Origin of the sequence: Paraglaciecola polaris LMG 21857, from assembly GCF_000315055.1 — a bacterium.
Taxonomy (GTDB): domain Bacteria; phylum Pseudomonadota; class Gammaproteobacteria; order Enterobacterales; family Alteromonadaceae; genus Paraglaciecola; species Paraglaciecola polaris.
Map to the genome: position 1 here is coordinate 129,984 of NZ_BAER01000127.1, position 24,636 is coordinate 154,619.

Sequence of the window (24,636 nt, forward strand, 5' to 3'; positions counted from 1 at the left end):
CTTAGCGGGTACATGTACTACGTGCCCGCGGGTCTGAGGAATGAAGCCCTTCTAACAAAATGTCATTCTTCACTTTCTGTTAATTTCACATGCGGTACTCACTAAAATGATAAATATAAAAACGCTTATAAAGTCACTGCTGCCGGGAATATTTTTATTCGGGTTTAATGTAGGTACCGGTAGCGTGACCGCCATGGCAAAAGCGGGTGCGGACTATGGTATGTCTTTGCTTTGGACCATTTTCATCTCCTGTGCCATCACCTATTTTTTGATCCACCTTTTTGGCAAGTTCACCTTGGTGACGGGTTTGACTGCATTGCAATCCTTTAAACGGCATATCCACCCGGCAGTGAGCATACTTTTTATCATAGCCTTGACTGCGCAAATATGTGGAAGTGTTATCGGCGTGATGGGGATTTTGGCAGACATCTGTTACGAATGGTCGCAAAACTTTATTGACGGAGGAATATCGCCGCTGTATTTCGCCATGTTTTTTATCACCTTTGTGTACGTTATTTTTCTGATTGGTAAGACTGACGTGTTTGAGAAAGTTTTGGCTGTTTTAGTTGCGGTTATGGCTATCTGTTTTTTAATTAATTTCTTTATTCTGATGCCGCCGGCTACAGAAATTTTAAAAGGTATGATCCCCAAAATACCTGAAGCCAGTGCAGATAAAAACGCCTTTCTGGTGATAGCGTCTATGGTGGGGACTTCGGTTTTTTCTGGGTTGTTCATACTCAGGACCATACTGGTTAAAGAAGCCGGTTGGACCATGGCCGACTTGAAAACCCAAAACAGAGATGCACTCTTTTCAGCATTTCTCATGTTTATTATGAGCACTTCGATAATGGCTGCCGCAGCAGGCTCTTTGTATGCTCAAGGGATAACATTAGTCAATGTGACGCAAATGATTTATCTATTGGAACCCTTAGCTGGCGCCGCGGCCGTGACTATCTTCACCATCGGCTTAATAGCTGCTGGAGTGTCGTCGCAGTTCCCTAATGTCGCACTACTCCCTTGGTTGTTAGATGACTTTCATGAGCGCAAGACTAACCTCAAGCGAACGAGCTATCGAATTATTGCTCTGGTCATATCGCTATTAGGCTTAATCGTGCCAATTTTTAACGCTAAACCTATCGCTGTCATGGTGGGCTCTCAAGCGTTTGGTGCGTTAGTACTGCCTGCAACGGTTGCTTGTATTGCCTATATCGGCAATAAAAGTGGCTTAATGGGTGAGCATAAATTCTCAACCACAACCAACGTTATATTATCGATGATTTTTGTCTTTGCATTGTTTATGAGCTACATGAGCTACGCAGGTATTCTCTCTACGCTTCAGGCTTTGTGAGCGGGTAGCCGCGGGTGTGCTGGTTTATGCGCGGACTCCCGCTCGCAGCAAGGTGCTATATATGCTTAGTCAGTATTTTAGTCTCATTGGCTGATGGTTTAACAGAACATCGCCGCTAGCAGTAATGGAAATAAAACTATGAATCAAATTATTAAGTTCGGCGCTAATCGTGTTTGGCGAACCTATCAAGGTGGCAAGTTGCTCGATACGATTGAAGGCAAAGACAGTCCACAAGATTCAAGCCTCCCAGAAGATTGGATTGGCTCTACCGTTGAAGCGCGTAATGTGGGTCGCGAGCATGTGTCGGAGGGATTAGCCATGGTAACGGACGATGAAGGGCAATCCATTCCCTTTCGTGATTTATTGCACAAGGATCCGCAGTATTTTTTAGGCAGTATCGGTGACACCAAACGTTCTATGGACGACATTCCATTGGTCAAATATTTGGATAGTTCCACCCGTTTACATTTTCAAGCTCATCCTACCCGGGCTTTTGCCCAAGAGCGACTTGGCTTACCTAGGGGCAAGACCGAAGCCTACGTTATCCTAGAAACCCGTGATGATGTGAGTGACCCATACATATACGCAGGCTTTCAACGTCCGCCTAGTCGCGAACAGCTAAAAGAGTGGATTGAAAAGCAAGACATCAAATCAATCGAAAGTTGTTTCGATCGCATTCCAGTAAAAACAGGCGATGTGTTTCTCATTCCTGGGGGGCGCCCTCACGCGCTAGGTGAGGGCATACTGATGTTGGAGATTATGGAACCTTCGGACCTGGCCGTCAGATTCGAATTTGAGCGTTGTGGGTACGTTATTCCTGAGCAAGCTAGGTTCATGGGGCGGGGAATTGAAACGGCTTTAGACGTATTTGACTTTAGCCCTATTGTGCCAGAAAAAGTCGATGCTGAGTTTCGTTGTCAGCCCACAGTGCTTAACAGCGATGAGCAAGGCAACACATTAGAGGAGCTGGTAGGTGCGAAAAATACCTCCTGTTTTACCATCAGGCGTGCGACGGTTAATGGCGTGTTTGAGCGAAATGAAGAGGCTTTCTTCTATGGCGTAGTAACTCACGGTTCGGGCACGCTGCGCATTGGTGATGAAGTAACTGAGCTTAAGCAGTGGGAGCGTTTTTTCTGCCCAGCGGGGGTGACAGAATTTGCATATGAATCAGCGTCTGGTATGTCTATTTTAGAATGTTACCCGGGTCATACCTAGTTCACCCATTCATTTTTACTGTGTGATAAAGCCATTAAATAGCAGTATTATATTACTACTTAATGGCTTTTTGTTCGTTGAGTTATTTTTGCGGTGCGATAGCGGGCCCTGTCACTAAACGTGAAAAGGTCACTTGCGCATAGTCGCCATTTTTCTTGTCTGTTTCCCAATCGCCAGTGCCTAAACAGGCTGGATACCACATACCCGGATCGTCTTTGATACTGCATTGATCATAAGCGCCCGCTTTAAAGAAGTTAGCATCACCGCTATAACCGCTTGGGTGATCAAGCTTATCAACTTGGCCATTTGCATCGACGTTATTAGCTAAATTGATAGCAAAATGCTTAGTACCGTGACGAGGACTAGTAAAGGTTAAATACATGATATTATGGTATACGTTCACTTCGTAACTAAAGCTTTCATCAAGAGCAATGCCTTGTTCAGCAGGGTCTGTTGCCTCATCCCATGGCGTTCCCCAAACCGAGTAACTAATGTCTTGCCTGTCTGGGTTTTCTTTGGCGAGATTGCGCTCATAGTTCCAAAAAACTGAACCGTACTTATGCTCCGGCCATTTTTTATAGTAAATTTTTAACGGTTCATTGCCATAACCATAGCCTTCACCTTCAGCGACGATTTTTTTGTCTTTAGTGGCATGAATTTGTCCAACCACCACTGAAAAAGCCGGCGGCTTGTTTGGGTATTTAGCACGTTTGGCAACATGATTCACTGCAAGGGTTGCTTGTAAGTTGCCACCTATCTGGCCGTATTGCTGGGCACGTTTGTTGTTTTGCAACGCGAAGTTATCGGCAAAGCGGTCCTTCTTGGCGTCCATGTCAGCAACCACTTGGTGCAGTTCGCTGCGTGTATTCGATGAGTTAGGCGTCGTGAACGCTTTATTCGGCGTGGCGAACACCATATTACCTTGGTCATTTAGATAAAAATAATCAGGGTGCTGAAACGTTTGTATTTTCTTGGTACTGATGCCATCAACCTTACCATCATTATTGTTATCGGTTGGTATGGTTATCTTCCAGTGGGTTAAATCGAATTTATCCGCTGGCACTAACGCCGTTTTGTCGTTTTCGTTGCTAGTAGAGTTACAACCAGCAAGCGCTAAGATACTTATGGCCATTGCGGTGAATGATTTAGCGCCTGGGGGGAACGTTAATTTTGTTATCTTCATAATTGATACTCCGTCATTTTTCGATGTAGCCCTATTAAAGGACTCAAAAAGTGTGTAAGCGCGCCACGATTGATTGCACAATATCTTCTGGTGGCGGCTGTATATCCACCACAACAGCATCATTAGGTAGTTCTAATGTACTGAGTTGCGAGTCCAATAATCGGGGCTCGAAAAAGTGCCCTTTACGTGCGCCTAAACGCTCAGTCAGCAAGGCTTTTGAGCCATGCAGGATAATCCACTCAATATTGCTTGTGCATTTTGAGGCTAGGGTGTCACGGTATGCCGCTTTTAAAGCAGAGCAGGCAAGTACCGCGCCTCCTTCGTTTTCCCATGAGGCTAATTTATCTGATAGAGTCTCGAGCCAAGGCTGACGATCCTCATCATTTAGCGGCGTGCCATTTTGCATTTTTTGCACATTAGACTGGGGATGAAAATCATCTGCGTCATAAAAAGGCAGGCTTAGCTTTTCAGCTAACATATTGCCTATGGTTGATTTCCCCGTTCCTGATACTCCACATACAATCAGAATCATTTTCTATCCTTTATTATTCTATAAGCCCAAGAATACCGTTAAACGAAATCAAAATAGAAAACATAAACGCTAAGCCTAATACGATATTGAGCAAGTAGCCCGCAGCATGTTCCCCCATCATTTTTTTCTTATTGATCATTAAAATGATCCCCAAGATAACCAATGGCAAAACAAATACGTTAAAGACCTGGGTTAATAACTGTCCTTTAACGGGGTTGAAACCAAATACCGGAATAGTGAGGGCAAATAACGCTGCTATACCCGTGATGATACGAAACTGGGTAGATTGGGTGTCCAATTTACCCGAGCGGTAATCTTCTATTAGCAGTGGGGCAATTAACATACACGGGAACACCGAAGATAAACCAGCGGCAAGCGTACCGAAAAAGAAGACAGTCAGTGCACCTTTGCCGGCTATGGGTTCAAGGGCATTGACCATATCTAGTACGTCTGTAACTTGTTTTCCTTCATGAAACAAAGCGCCTGCGGCTACAGCCATAACTGAACCACTAATAACAAACACCAGTACAGCGGCAACAATCGCATCTTTCTTTTGTTGCGCTCTGTCAGCAATGCCCCAGCCCTTGCCTTGAATAAACAAAGGTCTAGACAGAAAAGTGGCCGAGGCCATGGTTGTGCCAACAAAAGCCGCTACCATCATTTTACCACCCACTACATCGGGTATAACGGGTATCAGTCCGCGCATGACTTCAACGGGCATTGGGTGCACCACAAACAGTGACAATATGAAGGATAGCCCCATACAGGATACAAAGATCACCAGAATTTTTTCAAATAATGAGTACTTCCCGATTAGCAATATTGCATACATGATGCTTATCACGAGCACGGCTATTGTCACTACCACAGCATATTTATGTGGGATCACCGCAGGGAAGTACATGGCGATCATTTCAAATAAAATATTGGAGGAAATCCCCAGTATGCCAGTCAGTGAATTCCATTGACCGAAGGACACACCTATGATGATAAGGATAGCAATCACCTTACCGAATTTAAGGTGTTTTTTAAAACTATAAAGGGCCGTTTCTCCCGTTACTAACGCAAAATTACCATAGGCGTAAATAAGGACCCCTGAAAACAAGCAGCTTAACAGCAAAACCCACAACAACTGCATGCCAAAGGTGCTACCTGCGACAATCATTGCCGTAACACTGCCAGTGCCTATGGTATAACCAATGGCTAAAAACGCTGGACCAAAACTCAGAATAGCTCTAATGAATGCTGACATTATTATTCCCCAAAATGAACTGAAATATTATTAGTTGCAGGCTTTATAGCCTGCTATACGGGTTTCAATCGTGCTTGATAGTCATTTATGCTTAACGCTTAAAAGCCACTTTCTTCTGCCATTTTTACCACCCCCACAGTGAGGATAATATTGGCAAAACGACGCTGTTCACCCGTTTGTATAATCAAAGTCGTAGCGGGCTCTCGGATTTTGTCGTAAAAAGCCCAGCGCTCCATCGCATCCCACGTTACATCCCCAAGTAAGGTTTTGTAGGCGTCGTGGATTTCCGCGTTCGCCTCAACGGGTTTCTCCATCACAATTGCGCCTTGAACCGGACAAACTTCAAGTATGCCTTCGAGCACGGTTAAGGCATCTAACAAACCTGGACGAAAGTTAAGATGTACCGTCGTTGAGTTCGGTCCTGTCATAGCCCCTACCGGCAAGTTGCCGTCAGCAATGACAACTTGGGCAAAATGCCCAGAGCGAGCGAGAGCTTCCATAATGGTCGGGTGTATTACCGCTGTTTTAAGCATCAAATTATCTTTTTTAAATGGCCGAATAGAAAGTAGCGCCAATGAGCGCAAGATTGTTTATGCTTCAACAATCAACTACATATTGTATACGCCGCCGTTGATATCGAGTGTGGCGCCTGTGATAAAACCGTCGTATTCAGATGCCAGATAAACCACTGCTCGTGCTACATCATCTGCGTTGCCTGCGCGCGCAATAGGAATACCTGCAATCGTTTGCTCCGCTGAGGCTTTGGTTGTGTGAGTATTATGAAACGAGGTACCTAGAATAAGCCCAGGTGCGACAGCGTTGACTCGAGTACCTTGTGGTCCTAGTTCAGCAGATAGAGCGCGTGTTAGCGTGAGAATGGCGCCTTTGCTAGTGGAATAGACTAATGACCCTGGGTGCCCACCTTTACGGCCAGCCAGAGATGCCAGATTAACAATACTGCTGCTTTCATGTTTGCCTAGATAAGGTGCTGCGGCGCGTGTCACAAACATCGTAGAGGTAAGGTTAATGTCCATAACCTTGTGCCAGAACTCGGCATCCATTTCGTTTAGTAATCGCCTTGCGACAAGGGATCCTGCGTTGTTGATAAGTATGTGCAAACTTCCAAGCGCGTCTACGGTTTGTTCGACCATCGCATTCGCTTCAGTCTCGTTAGTTAAGTCAGCACTTATCGCCACCGCTTTTTGGCCTTTGCTGATTGCGTATTCGACCAATTGGTTCGCTGTGTCAGCACTAGAGAAGTAATGGATAGCAACGTTTGCGCCACTATCAATTAAGTGTTTGCTGATGGCTTCGCCAATGCCTTGTGCACCTGCGGTAATAAGTACGTTTTTGCCAGTTAACTTTGTCATTGCTGCGTTTCCTAATTCGATAAAGTCGTTGATCATGTTGGGGCGGTTAATCGCGATAACGTCGCGATGCCCTGTTGTTTGAAAATGCGCCTATGGCGCCTTGAATCTTTTGCTTTGGGCGATTCATCAGCATGAATCGCCGGTACGCATGGCACACGGTAAACTAATCGTACGTCACATTTTTGGCTTCAAATTCAGTATTGTTTGCGCGGATTTTGCCAGTGTCTTTCATCTCAACATCTTCGATAACCGTAATAGGCTCTCCGTTGGTTAAGAACAGCTCCAACGGCGCACTCTTATCCCAAGTGGTATGTGAAATGTTGAGCTTTTGCACCCCATGAAAATACATTGACGCGCCTGATCTATGGGTCGATCCTTTACCGACATTACTTAGGGTGTTGTTGGTTACCGTGACCATAGGACCAAAGGTACTTTCATCAGTACCGCCTCGATAAACCGTAGCCACCTCTTCTTTAATATCGGTGAAGGTGTTACCCGAAATGACAAGGTTTTCAACGCTGTACACACCTAAATCGTCGACTTCACGATTTAATTGCAAAATGGCACCGGTAATATTGCTAAATTCTGAGTTAAGAATTTCAATGGAATCAGCGAACGTGCCCGCGTTGGCCTTGAAGAAGTAAAAGTAACCATTCACATCAAGGTCGGTTACTTTCACGTTGCGTACCGACAAGTTGTAGTTAATATTCATCGAATAACCACTGGTACTGATGATCGTATTGCCTTTGTAATCAGGGGATTCAGCTCCATCAAACCATAGGTTCTCAACTTCTAGGCCACCGCCATTTTCAATGTTGATAAAGTTCGGTTTTTGCGAACGAATAATAGGCTTTTTACCTTCTTGCGCCATGATGGTGATGGGGTGGTGCACCTCAGCGAATTTGGTCAGCAGGTACTCGCCGCCATTTTCAAGCATTAAAACATCACCGGGCTGGCTAGCCGCTAGAGCATTAATGAGCGTATCGGTTCCTGCTTTTACCTTAGTGTGTTTACCACTTTGAAATGCCACCTTGCCTTCATCTTTGACGTAAAAGTCAGCACCGACTTCTTTTTTGGTCACTGGCAGTTTTACTTCGCCAAAGCCAATTTGATCTAGCAGGGCTTTATCGGGAGACTGCAAGCCATATTGATTGGTTGTAACGGAGTAAGGCGTGCTGGCAAAACCAGACGTAATCGGTGTACTGGCTTCTTCGTTTAGGTAGTTACCTGTAAAGTTGATGCCAGACATATCGTCATACAAAGTAAATGGTTCGAGGTTGGACTTACCTAGAATGATGTTTCCGCTGAATTCTGACGTCGTAGGGGGAGCAGAGCGTTCTTCGTCTGCACCAGCACCAAGTTCAATGTGATCGCTGTCGATAACGATGTTGTTGTTCATGGCTGAGTCGATAACAGGGTCGTAGCGATTAGGCGGTGAGTTGGGCACGCCGTTCATAATGACTAATGCGCCGCGCAAACGCTGACCAGTTAGCCCGTACATATAGTTATTACTGACTGATTGGCTTTCGTTAATGATACGAATACCGCCGGTATTAGGCTTGCGATTACCTAGGAAATAGTTACCTTCCACTTTGGTGAAATGACCATGACGCATAGTGAGTGTACCTTGAGTTTCAAAAAAGACATTTTTGAGCAAGGAGTTACCGCTGGATTTATTAGAAATGATTTCATGCTCACCATTCGTGCGGTCAAAATAATTGTATTGTGCTGTGGTATTTGAATACTCACGGGAAAAATGACTAGTGCCTATACGTAATGTCTCGCCGCCATTGGCACCGAGTATTTGTCTTGGGCCAAAGTAGTTGTACTCAATCACATGATGATTTTTGCGACTCGCTTCGGTATTCATTCTAACCGCTAACGTCACACCGCGATTACGTTTATTGACCAAAGAGTTGTGGTCAAAGCGGTTGTTCTTGCCGTACATAGCCACCCATAGATCAGACATTTGACGCAAGTCAGTACTAAAGTTATCGATCACCGTATTGGTTACTCGAGAGTGATTTGCTACGTCTTCGTTGGATGTTCTGAATGAAATGACTTCGCCCGTTGGCGTAGCGCCATCTTTAAAAACTAAGCCTGATACAACAATGTACTCACCAGAAAATGCGAGGTTAGATTTGCCCGTAATGATCACTTTACCTGGAGTTTGAGCCTTTAATTCGATGGGGTTATCGGCAAGCCCTTTCGCTTTTAAAATCAGTTCCACATCTTTCCACGTCCCGTTTGCCAGAACAATCTTTTCTCCTGGTTTGACGGATGCTGCGGCTTTATTAAATTGCTCAATATTTTTAACTAGAGCAGCGTGACTCACGTGTGATAAAGAAACTAACGTGAGTAATAATATAAAAGGAAAAAAAGGTACTTTAGCAACCTTCGCCATGTTTTTATGCTCCTGATGGTAAATGGTACGTTCTTATTCAAGATTAATCTGCTGGCAACACTGCCTTTCTTCGCCGGGGTGTCCACGGTGTCACTGGGCAATGTTGTCGTTTATAACTTGTCTACATAGGTGATGCTGGGCCAACCACTAACGATGAAAAGGTTACTTTTGTATAGTCTCCATTGGCTACATCTGTTGCCCAATCGCCGGTTCCGGGGCAAGCCGGATAACGAAAGCTAGGAGCATTCAACTTGGTGCTGCATTGGTTATACGCTCCTGCTTTGAAATACAGGGTTTCATCCTTGTATGCGAAGGGATAATCCGCTTTGTCTATTTCACCATTGGCATCCGTATTGTCAGCCAAATTTATTTGTTGATGGACAGTGCCATGCTTGGCACTGGTAAAAACAAGATGCATGACGTTGTTATATATATTGATCGTATAGCTAAACTCTTCACCCAGTGCGATACCGTCGTCACCGGGATCAGTTGCATCATCCCAATTGCTGCCCCAAACAGGGTACGCAATGTCAATTCTGTCTGGGTCGTCCTTGGCAAGGTTTCGTTCATAGGTCCAAAAAACCGAGCCTTTTTCATGATTTGGCCATTTTTTATAAGAGATTTTTAACGGCTCGTTACCCCAGCCAAGTCCGGGAACTTGCATAGCATCATCAAGTTGGAATGAATGTACTTGGCCCACCACCACTGAGTAAGCAGGGGGCTTGTGGGGATATCCTGCATTTTGAGCCACGTGGTCAACGTGTAAGGTGGCAGTTAGTTTTCCGCCCACGGAAGCATATTGCTCAGCTGATTTATTCGCTGCTAGCGCAAAATTATTACTTGGCGCACCTTCGGGAATCGATACGTTATTGCCACGGATCATATAACGTAGTTCACTTCGGGTATTAGTCGACGTTCGCTCTGTTGCTGCACGGTTAGGCGTAGCAAAAACCAAATGGTTATTTTCATCTAGATAGAAAAAGTCAGAATGGGAAAAGTGCTTTATAGCTGGCACATCATATATGTCAGAGACTTGGTCATTGTCTTCATCTAGGGGAACGGTGAGATACCAATGACTTAGATCAAACTTACTTGCAGGTAGTTGTTTTACGGTACTTAACGGTTTTTGAGGGGCTTCTGTTGAGGTTGTGGTGTTGCCACAGCCAGCGAGCAGAACGCAAGCAAGTGAAACTGAAAATTTAGTGTGCATATTGGTTATATTCCATCCCGTATTGTTTTGTCTGTTACCGTGGTAATTTATCCAACGTTATTCAGGTATTTAGTTGCTTAATAACGGTTGGCAATTTGCTAATTGAACACGCGTTTAGTAAAAGGAAGAGCCTATTAGATCAATAGGCTCTTGATAGAAGGCTTGATACTCAATATCAAGCCTAGGCGCTCAAAGATTAGAACTTGGCTCTTACACCAACGGTCATGCGGCGATCCGCTTCGCTATATTGCCAAATACTGCCAAGCTCGGTGACTTGACGAATTGGCTCCCCCGTTAAGTTCACGGCATTGGCAACCAATGTCAGGTTTTCGTTAACGTCGTAGCTGGCAGAGAAGTCAAATTGACCTCGCGCATCACGGTAGTTGTTACCTAAAGTCGGGTCATAGAATTCGGCACTTGGGTCGGTACGGTTATAAATACCGGTTGCTAAAGCACCGACAGGACGGACACGTTTCTCATCTTGCGTATCAAGATACTTGTCACGCCAGTTGTATGCTAAGCGCACCTGCCAACCTTCATATTCCCAGTAAACTTGCGCGTTGACTGTGTTGTTAGAGATATCCAAAAGCGGATTACCATCGGGTTGCTCACTGTCGGCATAGGTATAGTTTGTACTAACACCTAGGCCAGACCATGCACCGGGTAACGAGCTGAATTGTTGTTGGTAGGCTAATTCGATACCGACTATTTTACCGCTGCCGCCATTTATATCTGTGTTAATGACAATACCCGTTAGGCCTGCGTCTCTTTGTCCTTCAACGTAGGCAAGGTCTTGATCGCTTGTGGCGTAATTCACATTGGCTTGGTCCACACCGGCAGTATCGAGCAAACAAACGTTGACGTATTCCGTCACGTTTTGCCCTTCAACCGTATCGGGATTCGCTTGGCAAGAACTGCTACTGACGGTGAATGATTCAACGTCTTTGTAGAAAATAGCCGCGGACATCAAGCCGCCTTGACCAAAGTAATGCTCAGCTGACAAATCGTATTGTGTTACACGATAGGGGTCTAACTGGTACGAGCCTTGTGAGCCTGTTACTAAGGAGTTATCAACGTTCAATGCTGGGCTTAGTTCACCGAATTCTGCGCGGCGCATTACTTTAGCTGCGGCAAAACGTAAGATAGTTGAATCCGTCAGGTTGTACGTAGCATTAATGCTGGGTAAGAAGTCAGCGTAATCGTGCTTAGCTTCTTCATTAAATGTACTAGAGGTTAAATCTGTGGTCACATACCGTGCACCAACAATTGCCGTTAAGCGATCAAAGTCCAAATTAAACTGGGTATATATGGCTTGGGTTTCTTCTTCGATTTTCGCGTAAGAACCCGTGTTGCGAGCCATATTTTCATCAAGGGTACCTGTTAGTTCCAGGTTACTACCGGCAAGCATTTGTTTTACTCGGTCGTAGGTTCCATTGATGTCATAAGCTAACGCCGCACCGTCATAAACGAAGTAGTTGGTTAACGCGTTATTGCCTGAAATACCGCTTTGATCGAATGAGTTTGAATGGTTAACTTGCTTGAATCCACCAAAGGCATCATTGAAATCACCTATCCAAGTAGGGGTAACGACTCCATCATAAGACACACTGGTTTGTAGGTTTTTAAGCTCATCCCCGTTGTTTCTAAGATCGAATCTGTCTAGCTCATATTCACTATCGGTCGTACGCACACCTGCTTTAATGGAGCGAAGAAATTCTAACCCAGCAAAAGGTTCAACATATTCCACATCAAAACGAATGGCGGTTTCTTCGTTATCCTCAGAGTATCTTTGGTGTGTAAACTGACGGATCGCCAAGTTATTTGGGTCAAGGAGGGCATCTTCATCAGAGAACGCAAGACCGGGTACTTTGTCACCATCTTGGGTCATAGTAATGGTGAATAAATGCTCAGTAATAGTGCCGTCGGCATCGTATTGTTCACGAGAAATAGGGCGCAAATTAAATTCAGAGTTTCTGCGTTTAGCTTCGGACTTTGCATAGGAGATTTCACCAGACACTTTCAATTGGTCTGTTAACTGAAACTCACCGCCCAATGCATTTGAGATCGATTCATTGGTTGTAAAATCAGACCATGTTTTAGGCTGTACAAAAACACTTCCTGAACCAAAATTATGCAGCTGGCCTTGACCATCGCCGTAAGCATTATCGAGCACTAAATCGCCGTAATCTTTACTGTCATTCAATACAGAGTATGCTTCTTGGCCACCATCAAGTTCAGTGGTGTTAATATCCAAATAAATAAAGCCATCGCTGTCTTTAGGTGCCCACTGCAATGACAAACCTAATGCGGTACGCTCACGCTGTTCCGTTTTCTGTTCAACCGTGTTCTGACTTCTGACAAGGTAGTTGCCGCTCGCGGTGTTTGCTTGGTCGCTGGTACCGTCACCATCTAAGTCAAGTTCTGTGGGCGTAACAAGGTTAATGAATTCATCGCGACGTAACTCGCGATCCTGATAAGAGACCACCACAGAGGCGCCGAAGGTACCAGCATCACCTAAGTCCCAGTTTGTGCCTGCTGCTGCATTGAACATAGGTGCCCAATTTTCAGTTTTGTCAGCATATTCCCCATCTAAGGTAACGGCGATAAGTGGCTCTTCTAGCTCCAGTGGTCGAACTGTTGTCATGTTGATCGTGCCGCCTAATGCGCCTTCAATCATTTCAGGGGTAGGAGACTTAATGACTTCAACTGTTTTTAAGAAACTTGAAGGGAAGTCATCTAAGCTGATACCACCACGACCGCTGCCTGAAGTTGAGCGACCGTTTAATTCAACACGGTTTTGCGAAATACCACGAATGGTAACGGACTCACCTACACCAAAATCAGTACTAATAGACACGCCGGTAATACGTTGCAGGGCTTCGGCTATATTGTTATCAGGTAATTTACCTATATCTTCGGCAACAATAGCGTCTACGATACGAGCATCGAAGCGTTTTTGACGCGCTGACTCCGCTAAACTACCCGCAATACCTTGAACTTGAATGACTTCTACATCTTGAGTTTCCGAAGTGACATCCGATTGAGCTGACACAACAGGGGCAGCTAACATTGCTGTCAAAGCTGCGCCGAAAATAGCTAAGTTGTTAGCCTTAGTTCTCGTATTATTAAAAAGGGCACTTATTTTGTTCAGTTTCATTGGTGAGCCTTGCATATTGTATGTCTCCACTAAATTGGTATGACCAATATTGTTGCAGTGTTGTAAGGTAATGAGTTGTTCGGTGCTAAATTTTGCGAGTGCATTTATATCTCATTTACTTTTGGTTTACAAATTCATATTACCAATTAGTTTATATTTTGTTGATTTTGTAGCTAAGTTGTTGCGTATATTGATGATTTTGTTTTTATTAAAGTAATTCATTGATTTTTAGCTATAATATTTTTATTGCCTGATAGTCGATTTAGTATGTCGGGATTATGCATTTTTCTAATTAACTGTTTGTATTTATTGTGTTTTTATTTTTATTTGCGCTTGATGTATTGACTGTTTAAGGATAGCGAGTAATGCGCTCTCAATTTAAAATATAAATGTGTAGTCTTTTGCTGAAGCAGAATAAAAGCCCAAATACCCGTTCTAATAAAAACATATTGGTAATAGAAATAAATAACATTGGTCCGGCATATTGTTTTTGAAAAAGGTATTTTGTTAATGGCTAACATGCTGTAAATATAATCATCTATCGCTAAATGAATGTCTTTGTAGGCAGTGAGAGCGAGATGTACGTGGGAAGGATTGAAATGAGCAGTATGTTGATGGTTTGAGGTATTGATACGTTTTGCCGGGAGGGAGAAAGAGAGGCTTGACGATCTGCTCGACAAGCCTCTCTTGGAGATAATGTGTGTTGTGTGTACGGAGCTTAAAATGCCAATTGATAGCCAAGGGTTAACATGTTGTCCATGTCCATTTGTATCCCGTTGGCATGGTAATTTAACGGCACTTGATATTCTAAGCCCACCCTGTGTTTGTTCATTATCACAGTATTAATACCCACAGCCGCTTGTAAATTGTGTCCGCCGTAATGACTTGGGCTAGCTGTGGTCACCGGAGCGATTATTTCGCTGTCTTGGTCTTTTTTGATATTGACTATATTCATGGTGATTGATCACCAAACTAAAATAGTCCCTAACGACACCATTGAAAAGTCTACTAAATGATTATCCACAAGCTGAGAAAATTAGCGCTGGGACTTTTATGGATCTAAACGTCTATCGGCTTTCCGTGGCAAGAAAAAATTGCTGATTGATGCTACAAGTGGATGTCTACTATCACCACTCAATAAACAAGCTCAAAAGCTGCTGCAAGGCATTGCTATAAAGGAGATGGCTAGGTTAGCGAGACTGAACTATCGATTGACAATCCACCTTTTGGGTTAAATTCCAGAGCACTGTCCGCATGGCGGGTAAATTTGACGATTTCGGCTCACCGTCGATTTATGTCTCGCTCAAAGTGGTAACTGGTAGAGAAGCTGCATGAATTTTGGTGTTTAATTGATTGGGAAAAACGTAAATTCCACATAAGCCTACGAGCAAAACAGTCAATTACGTCCTTTCGAGATCTAAATAACTGTTTACATTACAAAAATGTAATCAACCTGTAATCTAATTACCGTGAAATCTTGATCTAGGTCAATTACTTTTTTTGTGTAAAAGCTAATATGTCATTACACAAAACGAAGAGGGTTAGTTTCAAGTGGGAAAGTTATTTGTCGCACTACTTTGCATGATTGCTTTGCTGGTCAATTCAGTGAAGGCAGATGAACATGCAATAAAATATAGTTTTCAAGAAGACTATGCGACATCATCCTCTGTTATCACTCCCTTCTTTGAGGATTCGGAAGAGCCGGTGATCACTCATTCGGAACATGAGCAAACAACAGTATGTAGTTGCGGTGATTGTTGTTACGCCGATCTAGTCCCAAGTCACTTGTTCATTGGATTATCTAACTTAATTCAATTTCCAATTGAGCAAAGAAAAGGATTTGAAAACTCTTTTTTAGTCTTTAGCGTCAAAAAGTATATTTCCTCATCATTATTCCACCCTCCTTAGCTGCAATTTTAGTAAATAAAAGGCACCTACCTGTGTCCTACTCATATGTTTGCGCTGGTCCAATACGAAGTATTTAATTGTAGGATTTGTGCAGCTACATGATCAATGAGGACCCGTTAATGCACGTCAGACAATTAGCAAAACGATCTGCGTTTTATATTGAGCGCACGGGATTTAGGTTTTTCAGTAGATGTATTAAACAGATTTTTCAAAAAGCGGACGAAGGGGAGTCTCCTTGCCCAACGGTTAGGCGATTGATAGACAACCGCTTACATGAAACTGAACAACGTTTTCAAGACACATTAAGACTCAGAGCAAGAATGCACGCCGTAGCCGAAAATTGGGGTGATAAACCAGATAAAAAACCAAGTGGAAATGTTATTTGCCACTTGATAGATGAATTCACCAAGACGCCAGAGTGAATGTTTTTAAATATGAGGATTTATGAATACTGATAGCCAAAGAAAAGGTGCGGGCAACCCCCATAAGTGTTGCCAAACTCAATCAGAACCGCCCAACGTTAAAACGGCAAGTCGCTCTGAGACCGTGGAAGCAACTTCGACAGGTAACAAAATGATCGAACATGAGTTAATAATTGACGGTGCTAGTTGTGCTAGTTGTGTGAGTAAAATTGAAAAAGCATTGCTGTCAGTGTCTGGTGTTCATTCAGCACAGATGAACTTTGCCCAGCGAACTGTGCAAGTCAAAACGAATGTGGATGTAACTAAATTAATTCAAGCGGTAGAAAAGGCTGGCTATAACGCCAAGGTATCAACTAGCGAGTCCGAAGAGGAAGCGTTAGATGAAAAAGAGCAAGCCGATTGGCAGTATTATAAAAAGCTAATGCGAGATATGACCCTTGCTTTGGTGCTTGGTGTGCCTTTAATGATTTACAGTTTGCTTGTTGGTGAAATGACCGTGAATACTGACACAGAAAGGTTAGTCTGGCTGATAGTTGGCTTGCTTACACTAGGTGTGATGGTGTTTGCGGGTAAGCATTTCTACATCGGAGCTTGGAATTCATTTAAAAATCATTCCGCTAATATGGACACTCTGATTGCATTAGGCACCGGTACTGCATGGTTATATTCCATGGTGGTGGTGTTTGCTCCAGAAATTGTTCCTTTAATGGCTCGGCATGTCTACTTTGAAGCCACTGCCATGATTATTGGTTTGATTAATTTAGGTTTGGCGCTTGAAGTAAAAGCACGAGGAAAAACCTCAGAGGCTATCAAACGCTTGATTGGTCTTCAGGCAAAAACGGCCAGAGTTATCAGGGATGATAAGGACATCGATATTCCTATTGAAGACGTACTTTTGAACGACTTAATTCGAGTTCGTCCCGGTGAAAGAATATCTGTTGATGGCGATGTGGTTGAAGGGCATACCTCAATCGACGAATCTATGCTTACCGGTGAACCTATGCCTGTGGAAAAATCAGAGGGTGGGCAGGTGGTCGCAGGCACTATCAACAAATCAGGTTCGATAGTTTTTAAGGCCACCAGAGTAGGCAAAGACACTGCACTGGCGCAGATCATCAATATGGTGAAGCGTGCGCAAAATTCAAAACCCCCAATAGGGCGGCTGGCCGACGTTATATCTGCATACTTTGTACCTGTTGTAATGATTATCGCGGTGTTGAGTGCACTGGTGTGGTTGAATTTTGGTCCTTCACCCGCCATCGCTTATGCCATGGTATCCGCGACGACTGTGTTAATTATTGCTTGCCCATGCGCATTAGGACTGGCTACGCCGATGTCGGTGATGGTCGGAGTTGGTAAAGCAGCCGAGGCGGGCGTTCTAATCCGCAACGGTGAGGCATTACAGACAGCATCTAAGATCACTACCATGGTACTCGACAAGACAGGCACGATTACACAGGGGGCACCTAAGGTCACAGATATTATCGTTGCCGGTTCGCAAACTGAAGATGAAATTTTACAATTAGTCGCCAGTCTGGAGGCAGGATCGGAACATCCTCTGGCCATGGCAATTGTTGAATCAGCGGCAGATAAGGGTATTTCCCCTAAAAAAGTCACTGACTTTGCCTCACTCTCAGGCATGGGTGTACAAGCAAAGTTGCAGAACAAAAGACTGTTGTTTGGTAATGAAAAACTTATGAAGGAGCAGGGCATTGCTATAGACAAGTTCTTAGACAAAGCCCAACAACTCGCAGCAGAGGCTAAAACGCCTATGTATTTTGCCGTTGATGCAGGGTTAGCGGCTGTCATTGCCGTGGCAGACCCGATTAAATCAGACTCGATTGAAGCCATTAAACGCCTTCAGAATAATGGGATCCGTGTTGTTATGTTAACTGGTGACAATCGCATGACCGCCAAAGCGGTGGCTAACATGGTGGGGATCACCGACTTTGTGGCGGAAGTGATGCCTGAAGATAAAGCCAAAAAAGTCGCTGAATACCAAGCCAATGGCGAAATAGTTGGCATGACCGGCGACGGCATAAATGATGCCCCCGCACTGGCTCATGCCAATGTAGGCTTTGCCATTGGAACCGGCACCGATGTGGCCATTGAGAGTGCAGATATCACGCTTATGCGCGGCTCTTTGCATGGTTTAGCCGATGCAATCGCAGTCAGTAAAGCCACCCTTACCAATATAAAGCAAAACCTATTTGGCGCGTTTATTTACAACATTGCAGGCGTTCCTTTTGCAGCAGGCGTTCTATATCCCTTTTTTGGTCTGTTACTGAGTCCAGTTATTGCAGGTGCCGCAATGGCGTTTTCTTCGCTTACTGTGGTAACCAATGCCAATCGGTTGCGTTTTTTTAAAGCCAAAGAACATTAGGAGTTTGAAATTATGATGTGGATTAACCTAGCAGGATTAGGATTGATACTGCTTATTGTTTGGTGGTTTTGGATGTATAAATCACCCAATGTGGCGATGCAAGATGGTGTGATAGAAATCGTCATTAAAGATGGAGTATATCAACCGTCAACGATCAAAATAGCGGCTAATAAAGACACTGCGATTACCTTTACAAGAGTAGATGCGTCATCTTGTTCTGAGACATTACTCATCCCTGATTTGGATATTAATGCCACCTTACCGTTAAACAAAAAAGTGAGTGTCAGCATACCCGCTTCATTACCTGGACGTTATGCATTTCACTGCCAAATGAAAATGTACCTAGGTGAGTTAATCGTCGAATAATGCAGGCTTAAAGTCTACTCAACTGGCGATGTTAAGCCTGATGCAAAGATAAAATAGGAGAAAAAACATGAGTGATTTAGATCACAGGGTAGGGGTAACCGAGGCGAATTTGGTACTTCGTCATCTAAAACTTAGCAACACCGATGAAGCAAAGGTTAGCGCCATTATTAGTGATATTGACGCGACCTTTGGTGTTGATGCCGTGTCATTTGAACAAGCCAAAAAAATATTGCACATAGGTTATGACGCCACGCATTGTGAGCTGGACGGCATAGAAAACATAATAAAAATAAATGGTGCTGATATTTCACACGATTGGTGGACAAACTTCAAAGAAGGTTATTACCAGTTTGTTGATGAGAACATCAGAGATAACGCTAAACATAAGCCTTGGAGCTGTCATGCCAGCCCTCAAGTGAATCACTCGAAGCACAAAAAAACGAGGATATGAAATTAGGGGCAGTCAGATCCAATTGAAATATACACTAAATTCACAGCGCTATTAATTAAAGGAAAAACTCATGGGCGGATTATTGACGCTATTGCTTTATGCAGGACTATTTTACCTTTTTATGCGCTTTGGTTGTGGCGCACATCTAACCCATGGCCATCATCACGGCCATGAAAAACCTAAAGATAAAGAAATTTTTATTGATCCGGTTTGCTCAAAACAAGTCGCGGATGACGAGGGGTATGGAGAGTTAGTTGACAAAAAATTGTTTCGTTTTTGCTCTAAAACGTGTTTAGAAGAGTTTGATGAAAATAAAGCTCAATTGAGTAAAAAACCAAACACATTATTGGTAAAAGAGGGACAACAGCATGAAGCATAAAATATCACTTTTCGCCTTTGGGCATGCAACGAGCTTATTTTTACTCATGAGCTTCAGTGTCTGTGTAGGCTTTGGCCTGCTGTTTCCTCAACAAGCTATGTATGAAGTCTGGTTAAAACTACTACCTGGATTTGAATGGATAAGCTGGAAAAGTTTTTTCTTGGGCGCATTAGAAAGTTACGCATACGGCTGGTTTATCGCACTGATTTGGGTGCCTCTCTATAACGTCTTTGGAAGCAAGGCAAAATAATATGAACGAACCAATAGCACATTCAGGGGTATGGGTACTAGCGCTGATGATGATCGTGCTTGTCTCATGGTATATGTATAAATATTTGGCCCCTTCGTCTTGGCATGAATGGGCAGGGGCTGGGGTGGTACAAGCTTTTATTATTGCGCTATATGCAGAAATGTATGGATTTCCATTAACGATTTACTTACTTGCACGTTTTGGTGGTCTCGACCGAACCGGACTCAATGCCAACCTGTGGTCTTCTTTGATGGAGATGGGCGAAACAGGGATGATGATCTCAATGATTTTGGGCTACATTTTGCTTTTCATTGGTATCGGTATCTTTTTTCAAGGCTGGCGTCAGGTACACAGAGCCAGACACGAAAATAAATTGGTGACTGATGGACTTTATGCCTTGGCACGGCATCCACAATACACGGGGTTATTTATTGCGTTGTTTGGTGAAGGCGTGGTGCATTGGCCAACACTTTTCTCTGTCGGATTACTACCGGTTATCATCTTTATCTATTACCGACTGTCCAAACGCGAGGAATTAGCGGTAATAAAAGAATTTGGTGAGGAATATATCGAATATCAAAAACGAGTACCAATGTTTATCCCTCGCGTATCGCAATGGAAGTCTTTTATCGCTCAATCAAAATAAATACCAAAGTGGAGGTTGAAGCGCCATTTTACCAGCATTAGTCACTATTGGTGGACACATTTTATAGAGGGGTACTTCTGCTTCTTTGTAAGCTAAATATTCAACCTATCTAAAGTCGTTGTTGGTTTTACGCTGACAATGGCTGCAAATTTGATTTGACGGGCGTGTCCTTGCAGGCAACTAACGCACATCAATTTAGTTGTGCCAGCGCATCGACATAGTAATGGCAATGTCGCTGAAATTGGCACCGAAACAATTTATTAGGAAATTTCCATGGCACAAGAACTACAAAAATTACCGGATATAAAAGTTTCACCTAAAACTATCACTTTGGGCGTTATCACCGCGATCCTACTTTATATTGGATTCAGCAGTTACTACACAGTGTCTGCCGAATCAGTTGGCGTGTTGCAGCGCTTTGGTCACTATCATCGGATAGTTGAGCCGGGACTTCATTGGAAAATTCCGTTTGGTGTCGACACATTAATACAAGTGCCGATCAAGCGTCAGTTGAAAGAAGAATTTGGTTTTGGAACACCGGGAGCTACCTTTGAGAATCAAGTGGCATCCAAGCAGCAATGGAATTTAGAAACTACCATTGTCACAGGCGATTTGAATACTGCGCAAGTGGAGTGGGTGATTCAGTTTCGAATTGAGAACGCCTTCGACTTTTTGTTTAAAGTGCGGGATCCAGGTGAAGCACTACGGGATATTTCGGAGTCGGTAATGCGTGAAGTTGTCGGGGATCGCACAGTGGACGAAGTACTGACCGTTGGACGCCAAGAAATAGAAACGAATGCGCAAATTCAAATGCAGGAGGTCGTTAATTTATATGAAATGGGATTACGCATTGACCAAGTTCAACTTAAAAATGTTAATCCACCCGACCCGGTTCAATCATCTTTCGATGAAGTGAATGAGGCTCAACAAGAACGAGAAAGAATGATTAACGTTGCCCATGGGGAGTACAACAAAGCCGTGCCACGGGCAAGAGGTAAAGCGGATCAAAATATCCAAGCCGCACAAGGTTATGCCATTCAAAGAGTGAATCAAGCACAAGGTGATGCTTCCAAATTTAATGCTTTGCTTACCGAATATGTCAAGGCCCCCGAAGTTACTGAACGTCGCTTGTACCTAGAAACGATGGCGGAAGTGCTGCCAGAGGTTGAACAAAAAATCGTTCTGGATGTGAAAGCTGGGAACGTACTGCCATTGCTAAACCTAAATCGTCAACAAGGAAACCAATAATGAAAAAGCTACTGATCACTTTAGGCGTGTCAATACTTCTAGGGATCATTGTATTGGTGCAATCCCTCTATAGGATCGATGAAACAGAACAAGTCATCATCACACAGTTTGGTAAGCCTATTGGCGAAGTCATTTCAGATTCAGGGTTAAAGCTAAAAGTGCCGTTTATTCAAACCGTCAATCGAATTGAAAAACGTATCTTACTTTGGGATGGAGCGGCCAACGATATGCCGACTAAAGATAAACTCTATATTACTGTCGATACATTCGGGCGATGGAGAATAAAAGATCCGTTACAATATTTTTTACGACTTCGAGATGAACGCAGCGCACTTTCTAGGTTGGAAGACATTCTTGGCAGTGAGACACGCAACGCCGTTGCCAAACACGAACTCATTGAAATCATCCGCACTACAAAGGATCGAAAACCAGCGGTAGATCCTTTATTAGAAAATGCAAACATCAGCACGCTTCTTCCGATTACCCGTGGCCGTCGTCAAGTCGAACAGGATATTTATGCTGCAGCATCTAATAAACTCTTGGAATTTGGCATTGAGCTTTTGGATATTCGATTTAAACGGATCAATTATAACGAAAGTGTTCGCCAGAAAATCTATCAACGCATGATCAGTGAGCGACAACAAATTGCTGAACGTTTTCGTTCTGAGGGGGCGGGTGAAGCCAATAAAATAATTGGTAATATGGAGAAAGATCTTCGCGAAATAGAGTCGGTGGCATATAAAACTATACAAACAATTCAAGGTAATGCAGACGCTAAGGCAACTGAAATTTATGCTAATTCATATAACAAGTCCAAAGAATCACGATCACTTTACAACTTCGTAAAAACCCTACAAACTTACCAAACTATTATTGATAAAAATACCACCCTTGTGCTGACGACCGACAGCGCGCTATACAAACTCCTAAGTGATGGAAAAACAGTTGTCGAAAAATGAATCTCTACCTCATTATATTTTGTGAACCTTTGTTAGAGAAAGTGAAGTGGATAAAACAGAAGCATTTTAATGGATCATTATATGAATGAGGGGAATTTTTTATGACGGATAAAATACCAGGTCTTTCTATTGCGGCTACCATATCCTCTGGACCTGATTCGATTGAGATACTCAACAGTGAATGTTTTTGCATTAGCCTTGATACCAAAGCGCTAAAACAAGCGTTGGAGTCTGAAATTGGTCAACCTGGCCTATTTGATTTAATTCAGCAGCGTTGCCCTTATTTGTTCGCTACACGCCCAGTATTTGTCTCTCAGGCCAACATAGCACGTATGGAGCAAGTAGTTCATGCCATAGAGTCAGTTGTGGCATTGCCGGCCTATCGGGAAGAAATCTTAGGGGATTCTGCGCACATTGCGAGCCATAATCCAGGTGGTGCTAAGGGCGTATTTTTCGGTTACGACTTTCATGTCACTGAAGGCGGCTTTGGGCTGATCGAAATCAACACCAATGCGGGGGGAGCCATGCTTAATGCAGTATTGGCAAGGGCACACAGGGCATGCTGTCCGGCAATAGATGAAATGGTGACGGCGCAAAATAAGACTCGCGCCCTTGAAGACGATATTGTAGCGATGTTCCACCAAGAATGGTCTCTTTCAGGTCATAAACGAGCGTTACGTAGCATAGCAATCGTGGATGAGAACCCCACACAACAATATCTCTATCCTGAGTTTTTGCTCTTTCAGCAACTGTTCCAACGACACGGATTAGAGGTCGTGATTGCAGACCCGAGTGAGTTCACCTTGCATGAAGGTGTACTTAAACACGGCAAGATGAATATCGACTTGGTATACAACCGACTGACAGATTTTTCCCTTAGTGAGCCTGCCAGCGCTACATTGCGAGAGGCTTATCTGCAAAACGCTATAGTGCTCACACCCAATCCGCAGGCACATGCTCTATTTGCGGACAAACGTAACCTTGTGTTGCTTAGTGATCCAACGCGGCTACAGGTATTGGGGGTGCCAAAGGCCACACAAGATATTTTGCTTGCTTCGATCCCCCGCACTGAGGTTGTGCTACCCGAGAACGCGGAGCGTCTTTGGCAAACGCGCCGAGGACTTTTTTTCAAGCCTTTCGCTGGATTTGGCGGTCGAGCTGCCTACCGTGGCGACAAGTTAACTAAGCGTGTCTGGAAGGAAATCCTCGCAGGCGGTTATATCGCACAAGCTTTGGTGATACCCGGTAGTCGGGTTATTTCGGATCACGAACGGGCACAAGTTCTCAAATTCGATTTGCGCAACTACACCTATGACGACAAAGTACAATGGGTCGCTGCACGCTTGTATCAGGGCCAGACTACAAATTTCCGTACCCTCGATGGCGGTTTTGCACCTGTCTACGAAGGGCCAGTTGACCCTAGTGAAATAACTTGCTCAACCATACCTGAATCGGACAATGAATCCTCCCATATTGGTGGCCACCACAACACCGGTTGCCTCGAATCGGTTGTGCAACATGAAACCCGATTATTTTTGATTGAAGAAGACACAGTAAAGCCACTTGAACATGAACATTACCTTGCGCTCGTTCGCGGCAAGTCCACTGCGCAAGAGTATGCCGGTCGTCGTTTCACGTTAGTCGACTGGTATGTACGACTTGTACGTGGCCAACCGGAAGCCGTTGTTAATGAAACCTATAGTTGGTTGGTATTCGATGCACAAGGAAGGTTGGACTTTAACGCAGCTCATGAAATTGATGCTGAAACAGCACCAACAGAAGCGCATTGGGCGCAATTAAAGGAATTGGTATTCGGTGCAGTAGCGGTAAGTAACACCAAATAAATTAGCAACAGGAAGCTCATTATGCTCATTCAGGGGTTTACCTTAATTAAATAATTTGAGCCGATAGCGTTTGTAAAACTAATTTAGTAAACATTTTCATTCATTTACC

General features: G+C 43.8%; 22 protein-coding genes. 13 read left to right on the top strand and 9 right to left on the bottom strand.

The annotated features are described in order from the left end of the window. Positions 1-106 precede the first annotated feature (106 nt). Together GPLA_RS20710 and GPLA_RS20715 are read left to right on the top strand one after the other, a co-directional pair. A complete protein-coding gene (locus GPLA_RS20710) occupies positions 107-1,348 on the top strand; it encodes an Nramp family divalent metal transporter (protein WP_040515566.1) in 1,242 nt (413 codons plus the stop codon). A 138-nt stretch (positions 1,349-1,486) separates the two neighbouring features. Continuing rightward, positions 1,487-2,563, top strand: coding sequence for a class I mannose-6-phosphate isomerase (locus GPLA_RS20715; RefSeq protein ID WP_007106974.1), 1,077 nt, complete (start codon positions 1,487-1,489; stop codon positions 2,561-2,563). Positions 2,564-2,645: 82 nt separating this feature from the next. Here GPLA_RS20715 and GPLA_RS20720 read toward each other — a convergent pair whose 3' ends face one another. From GPLA_RS20720 to GPLA_RS20760, 9 genes are all read right to left on the bottom strand, one after another. Beyond that, entirely contained in the window at positions 2,646-3,746 is a 1,101-nt protein-coding gene (locus tag GPLA_RS20720; protein WP_007106975.1) for a polysaccharide lyase family 7 protein, read from the bottom strand. Positions 3,747-3,789: 43 nt separating this feature from the next. After that, positions 3,790-4,278 carry a gluconokinase gene (locus GPLA_RS20725; protein ID WP_007106976.1) on the bottom strand — a complete coding sequence of 163 codons (489 nt, stop codon included), beginning with the start codon at positions 4,276-4,278 and terminating at the stop codon, positions 3,790-3,792. A gap of 13 nt (positions 4,279-4,291) precedes the next feature. Then, on the bottom strand, positions 4,292-5,530 hold the full coding sequence (locus tag GPLA_RS20730; RefSeq protein ID WP_007106977.1) for an Nramp family divalent metal transporter: 1,239 nt from the start codon (positions 5,528-5,530) through the stop codon (positions 4,292-4,294). Between the two features lie 98 nt (positions 5,531-5,628). Beyond that, positions 5,629-6,063: an RbsD/FucU domain-containing protein gene (locus GPLA_RS20735; RefSeq protein ID WP_040515569.1), complete on the bottom strand. Its 435-nt coding sequence runs from the start codon at positions 6,061-6,063 to the stop codon at positions 5,629-5,631. Between the two features lie 75 nt (positions 6,064-6,138). Next, positions 6,139-6,900: an SDR family NAD(P)-dependent oxidoreductase gene (locus GPLA_RS20740; protein WP_007106979.1), complete on the bottom strand. Its 762-nt coding sequence runs from the start codon at positions 6,898-6,900 to the stop codon at positions 6,139-6,141. A gap of 163 nt (positions 6,901-7,063) precedes the next feature. After that, on the bottom strand, positions 7,064-9,304 hold the full coding sequence (locus GPLA_RS20745) for a chondroitinase-B domain-containing protein (RefSeq protein WP_007106981.1): 2,241 nt from the start codon (positions 9,302-9,304) through the stop codon (positions 7,064-7,066). Positions 9,305-9,425: 121 nt separating this feature from the next. Next, on the bottom strand, positions 9,426-10,514 hold the full coding sequence (locus GPLA_RS20750) for a polysaccharide lyase family 7 protein (RefSeq protein ID WP_007106982.1): 1,089 nt from the start codon (positions 10,512-10,514) through the stop codon (positions 9,426-9,428). A 196-nt stretch (positions 10,515-10,710) separates the two neighbouring features. Continuing rightward, on the bottom strand, positions 10,711-13,686 hold the full coding sequence (locus GPLA_RS20755) for a TonB-dependent receptor (RefSeq protein WP_007106983.1): 2,976 nt from the start codon (positions 13,684-13,686) through the stop codon (positions 10,711-10,713). Between the two features lie 703 nt (positions 13,687-14,389). After that, positions 14,390-14,626 (bottom strand): hypothetical protein, encoded by a 237-nt coding sequence (locus GPLA_RS20760; protein ID WP_007106986.1) that lies wholly within the window; start codon positions 14,624-14,626, stop codon positions 14,390-14,392. Positions 14,627-15,222: 596 nt separating this feature from the next. Between GPLA_RS20760 and GPLA_RS23550 the strand changes: the two genes are divergently transcribed. The 11 genes from GPLA_RS23550 (at position 15,223) to GPLA_RS20810 (ending at position 24,527) form a co-directional block, all read left to right on the top strand. Then, positions 15,223-15,579, top strand: coding sequence for a hypothetical protein (locus tag GPLA_RS23550; protein ID WP_153810603.1), 357 nt, complete (start codon positions 15,223-15,225; stop codon positions 15,577-15,579). Positions 15,580-15,698: 119 nt separating this feature from the next. Further along, positions 15,699-16,001, top strand: a complete 303-nt coding sequence (locus tag GPLA_RS20765) for a MerR family transcriptional regulator (protein WP_226993168.1) — start codon at positions 15,699-15,701, stop codon at positions 15,999-16,001. A 151-nt stretch (positions 16,002-16,152) separates the two neighbouring features. After that, the gene (locus GPLA_RS20770; protein ID WP_007106988.1) at positions 16,153-18,384 is read left to right on the top strand and encodes a heavy metal translocating P-type ATPase; all 2,232 of its coding nucleotides are present in this window, start codon (positions 16,153-16,155) and stop codon (positions 18,382-18,384) included. A gap of 12 nt (positions 18,385-18,396) precedes the next feature. Beyond that, entirely contained in the window at positions 18,397-18,750 is a 354-nt protein-coding gene (locus tag GPLA_RS20775) for a cupredoxin domain-containing protein (protein WP_007106989.1), read from the top strand. A gap of 67 nt (positions 18,751-18,817) precedes the next feature. After that, positions 18,818-19,201 (top strand): hypothetical protein, encoded by a 384-nt coding sequence (locus GPLA_RS20780; RefSeq protein WP_007106990.1) that lies wholly within the window; start codon positions 18,818-18,820, stop codon positions 19,199-19,201. Positions 19,202-19,271: 70 nt separating this feature from the next. Next, positions 19,272-19,580 (top strand): hypothetical protein, encoded by a 309-nt coding sequence (locus tag GPLA_RS20785; RefSeq protein ID WP_007106991.1) that lies wholly within the window; start codon positions 19,272-19,274, stop codon positions 19,578-19,580. After that, positions 19,570-19,830, top strand: coding sequence for a hypothetical protein (locus tag GPLA_RS20790; RefSeq protein ID WP_007106992.1), 261 nt, complete (start codon positions 19,570-19,572; stop codon positions 19,828-19,830). Before GPLA_RS20785 ends, GPLA_RS20790 begins: the two co-directional genes overlap by 11 nt. A 1-nt stretch (position 19,831) precedes the next feature. Further along, a complete protein-coding gene (locus GPLA_RS20795; protein ID WP_007106993.1) occupies positions 19,832-20,476 on the top strand; it encodes a methyltransferase family protein in 645 nt (214 codons plus the stop codon). A 273-nt stretch (positions 20,477-20,749) separates the two neighbouring features. Beyond that, the gene (gene hflK / locus GPLA_RS20800) at positions 20,750-21,724 is read left to right on the top strand and encodes an FtsH protease activity modulator HflK (protein WP_007106994.1); all 975 of its coding nucleotides are present in this window, start codon (positions 20,750-20,752) and stop codon (positions 21,722-21,724) included. Then, entirely contained in the window at positions 21,724-22,683 is a 960-nt protein-coding gene (hflC, locus tag GPLA_RS20805; protein WP_007106995.1) for a protease modulator HflC, read from the top strand. The genes hflK and hflC overlap by 1 nt, the downstream gene beginning before the upstream one ends. 101 nt (positions 22,684-22,784) lie before the next feature. Further along, complete coding sequence (locus GPLA_RS20810) at positions 22,785-24,527, top strand: hypothetical protein (protein ID WP_007106996.1); 1,743 nt, start codon at positions 22,785-22,787, stop codon at positions 24,525-24,527. Positions 24,528-24,636: the final 109 nt, after the last annotated feature.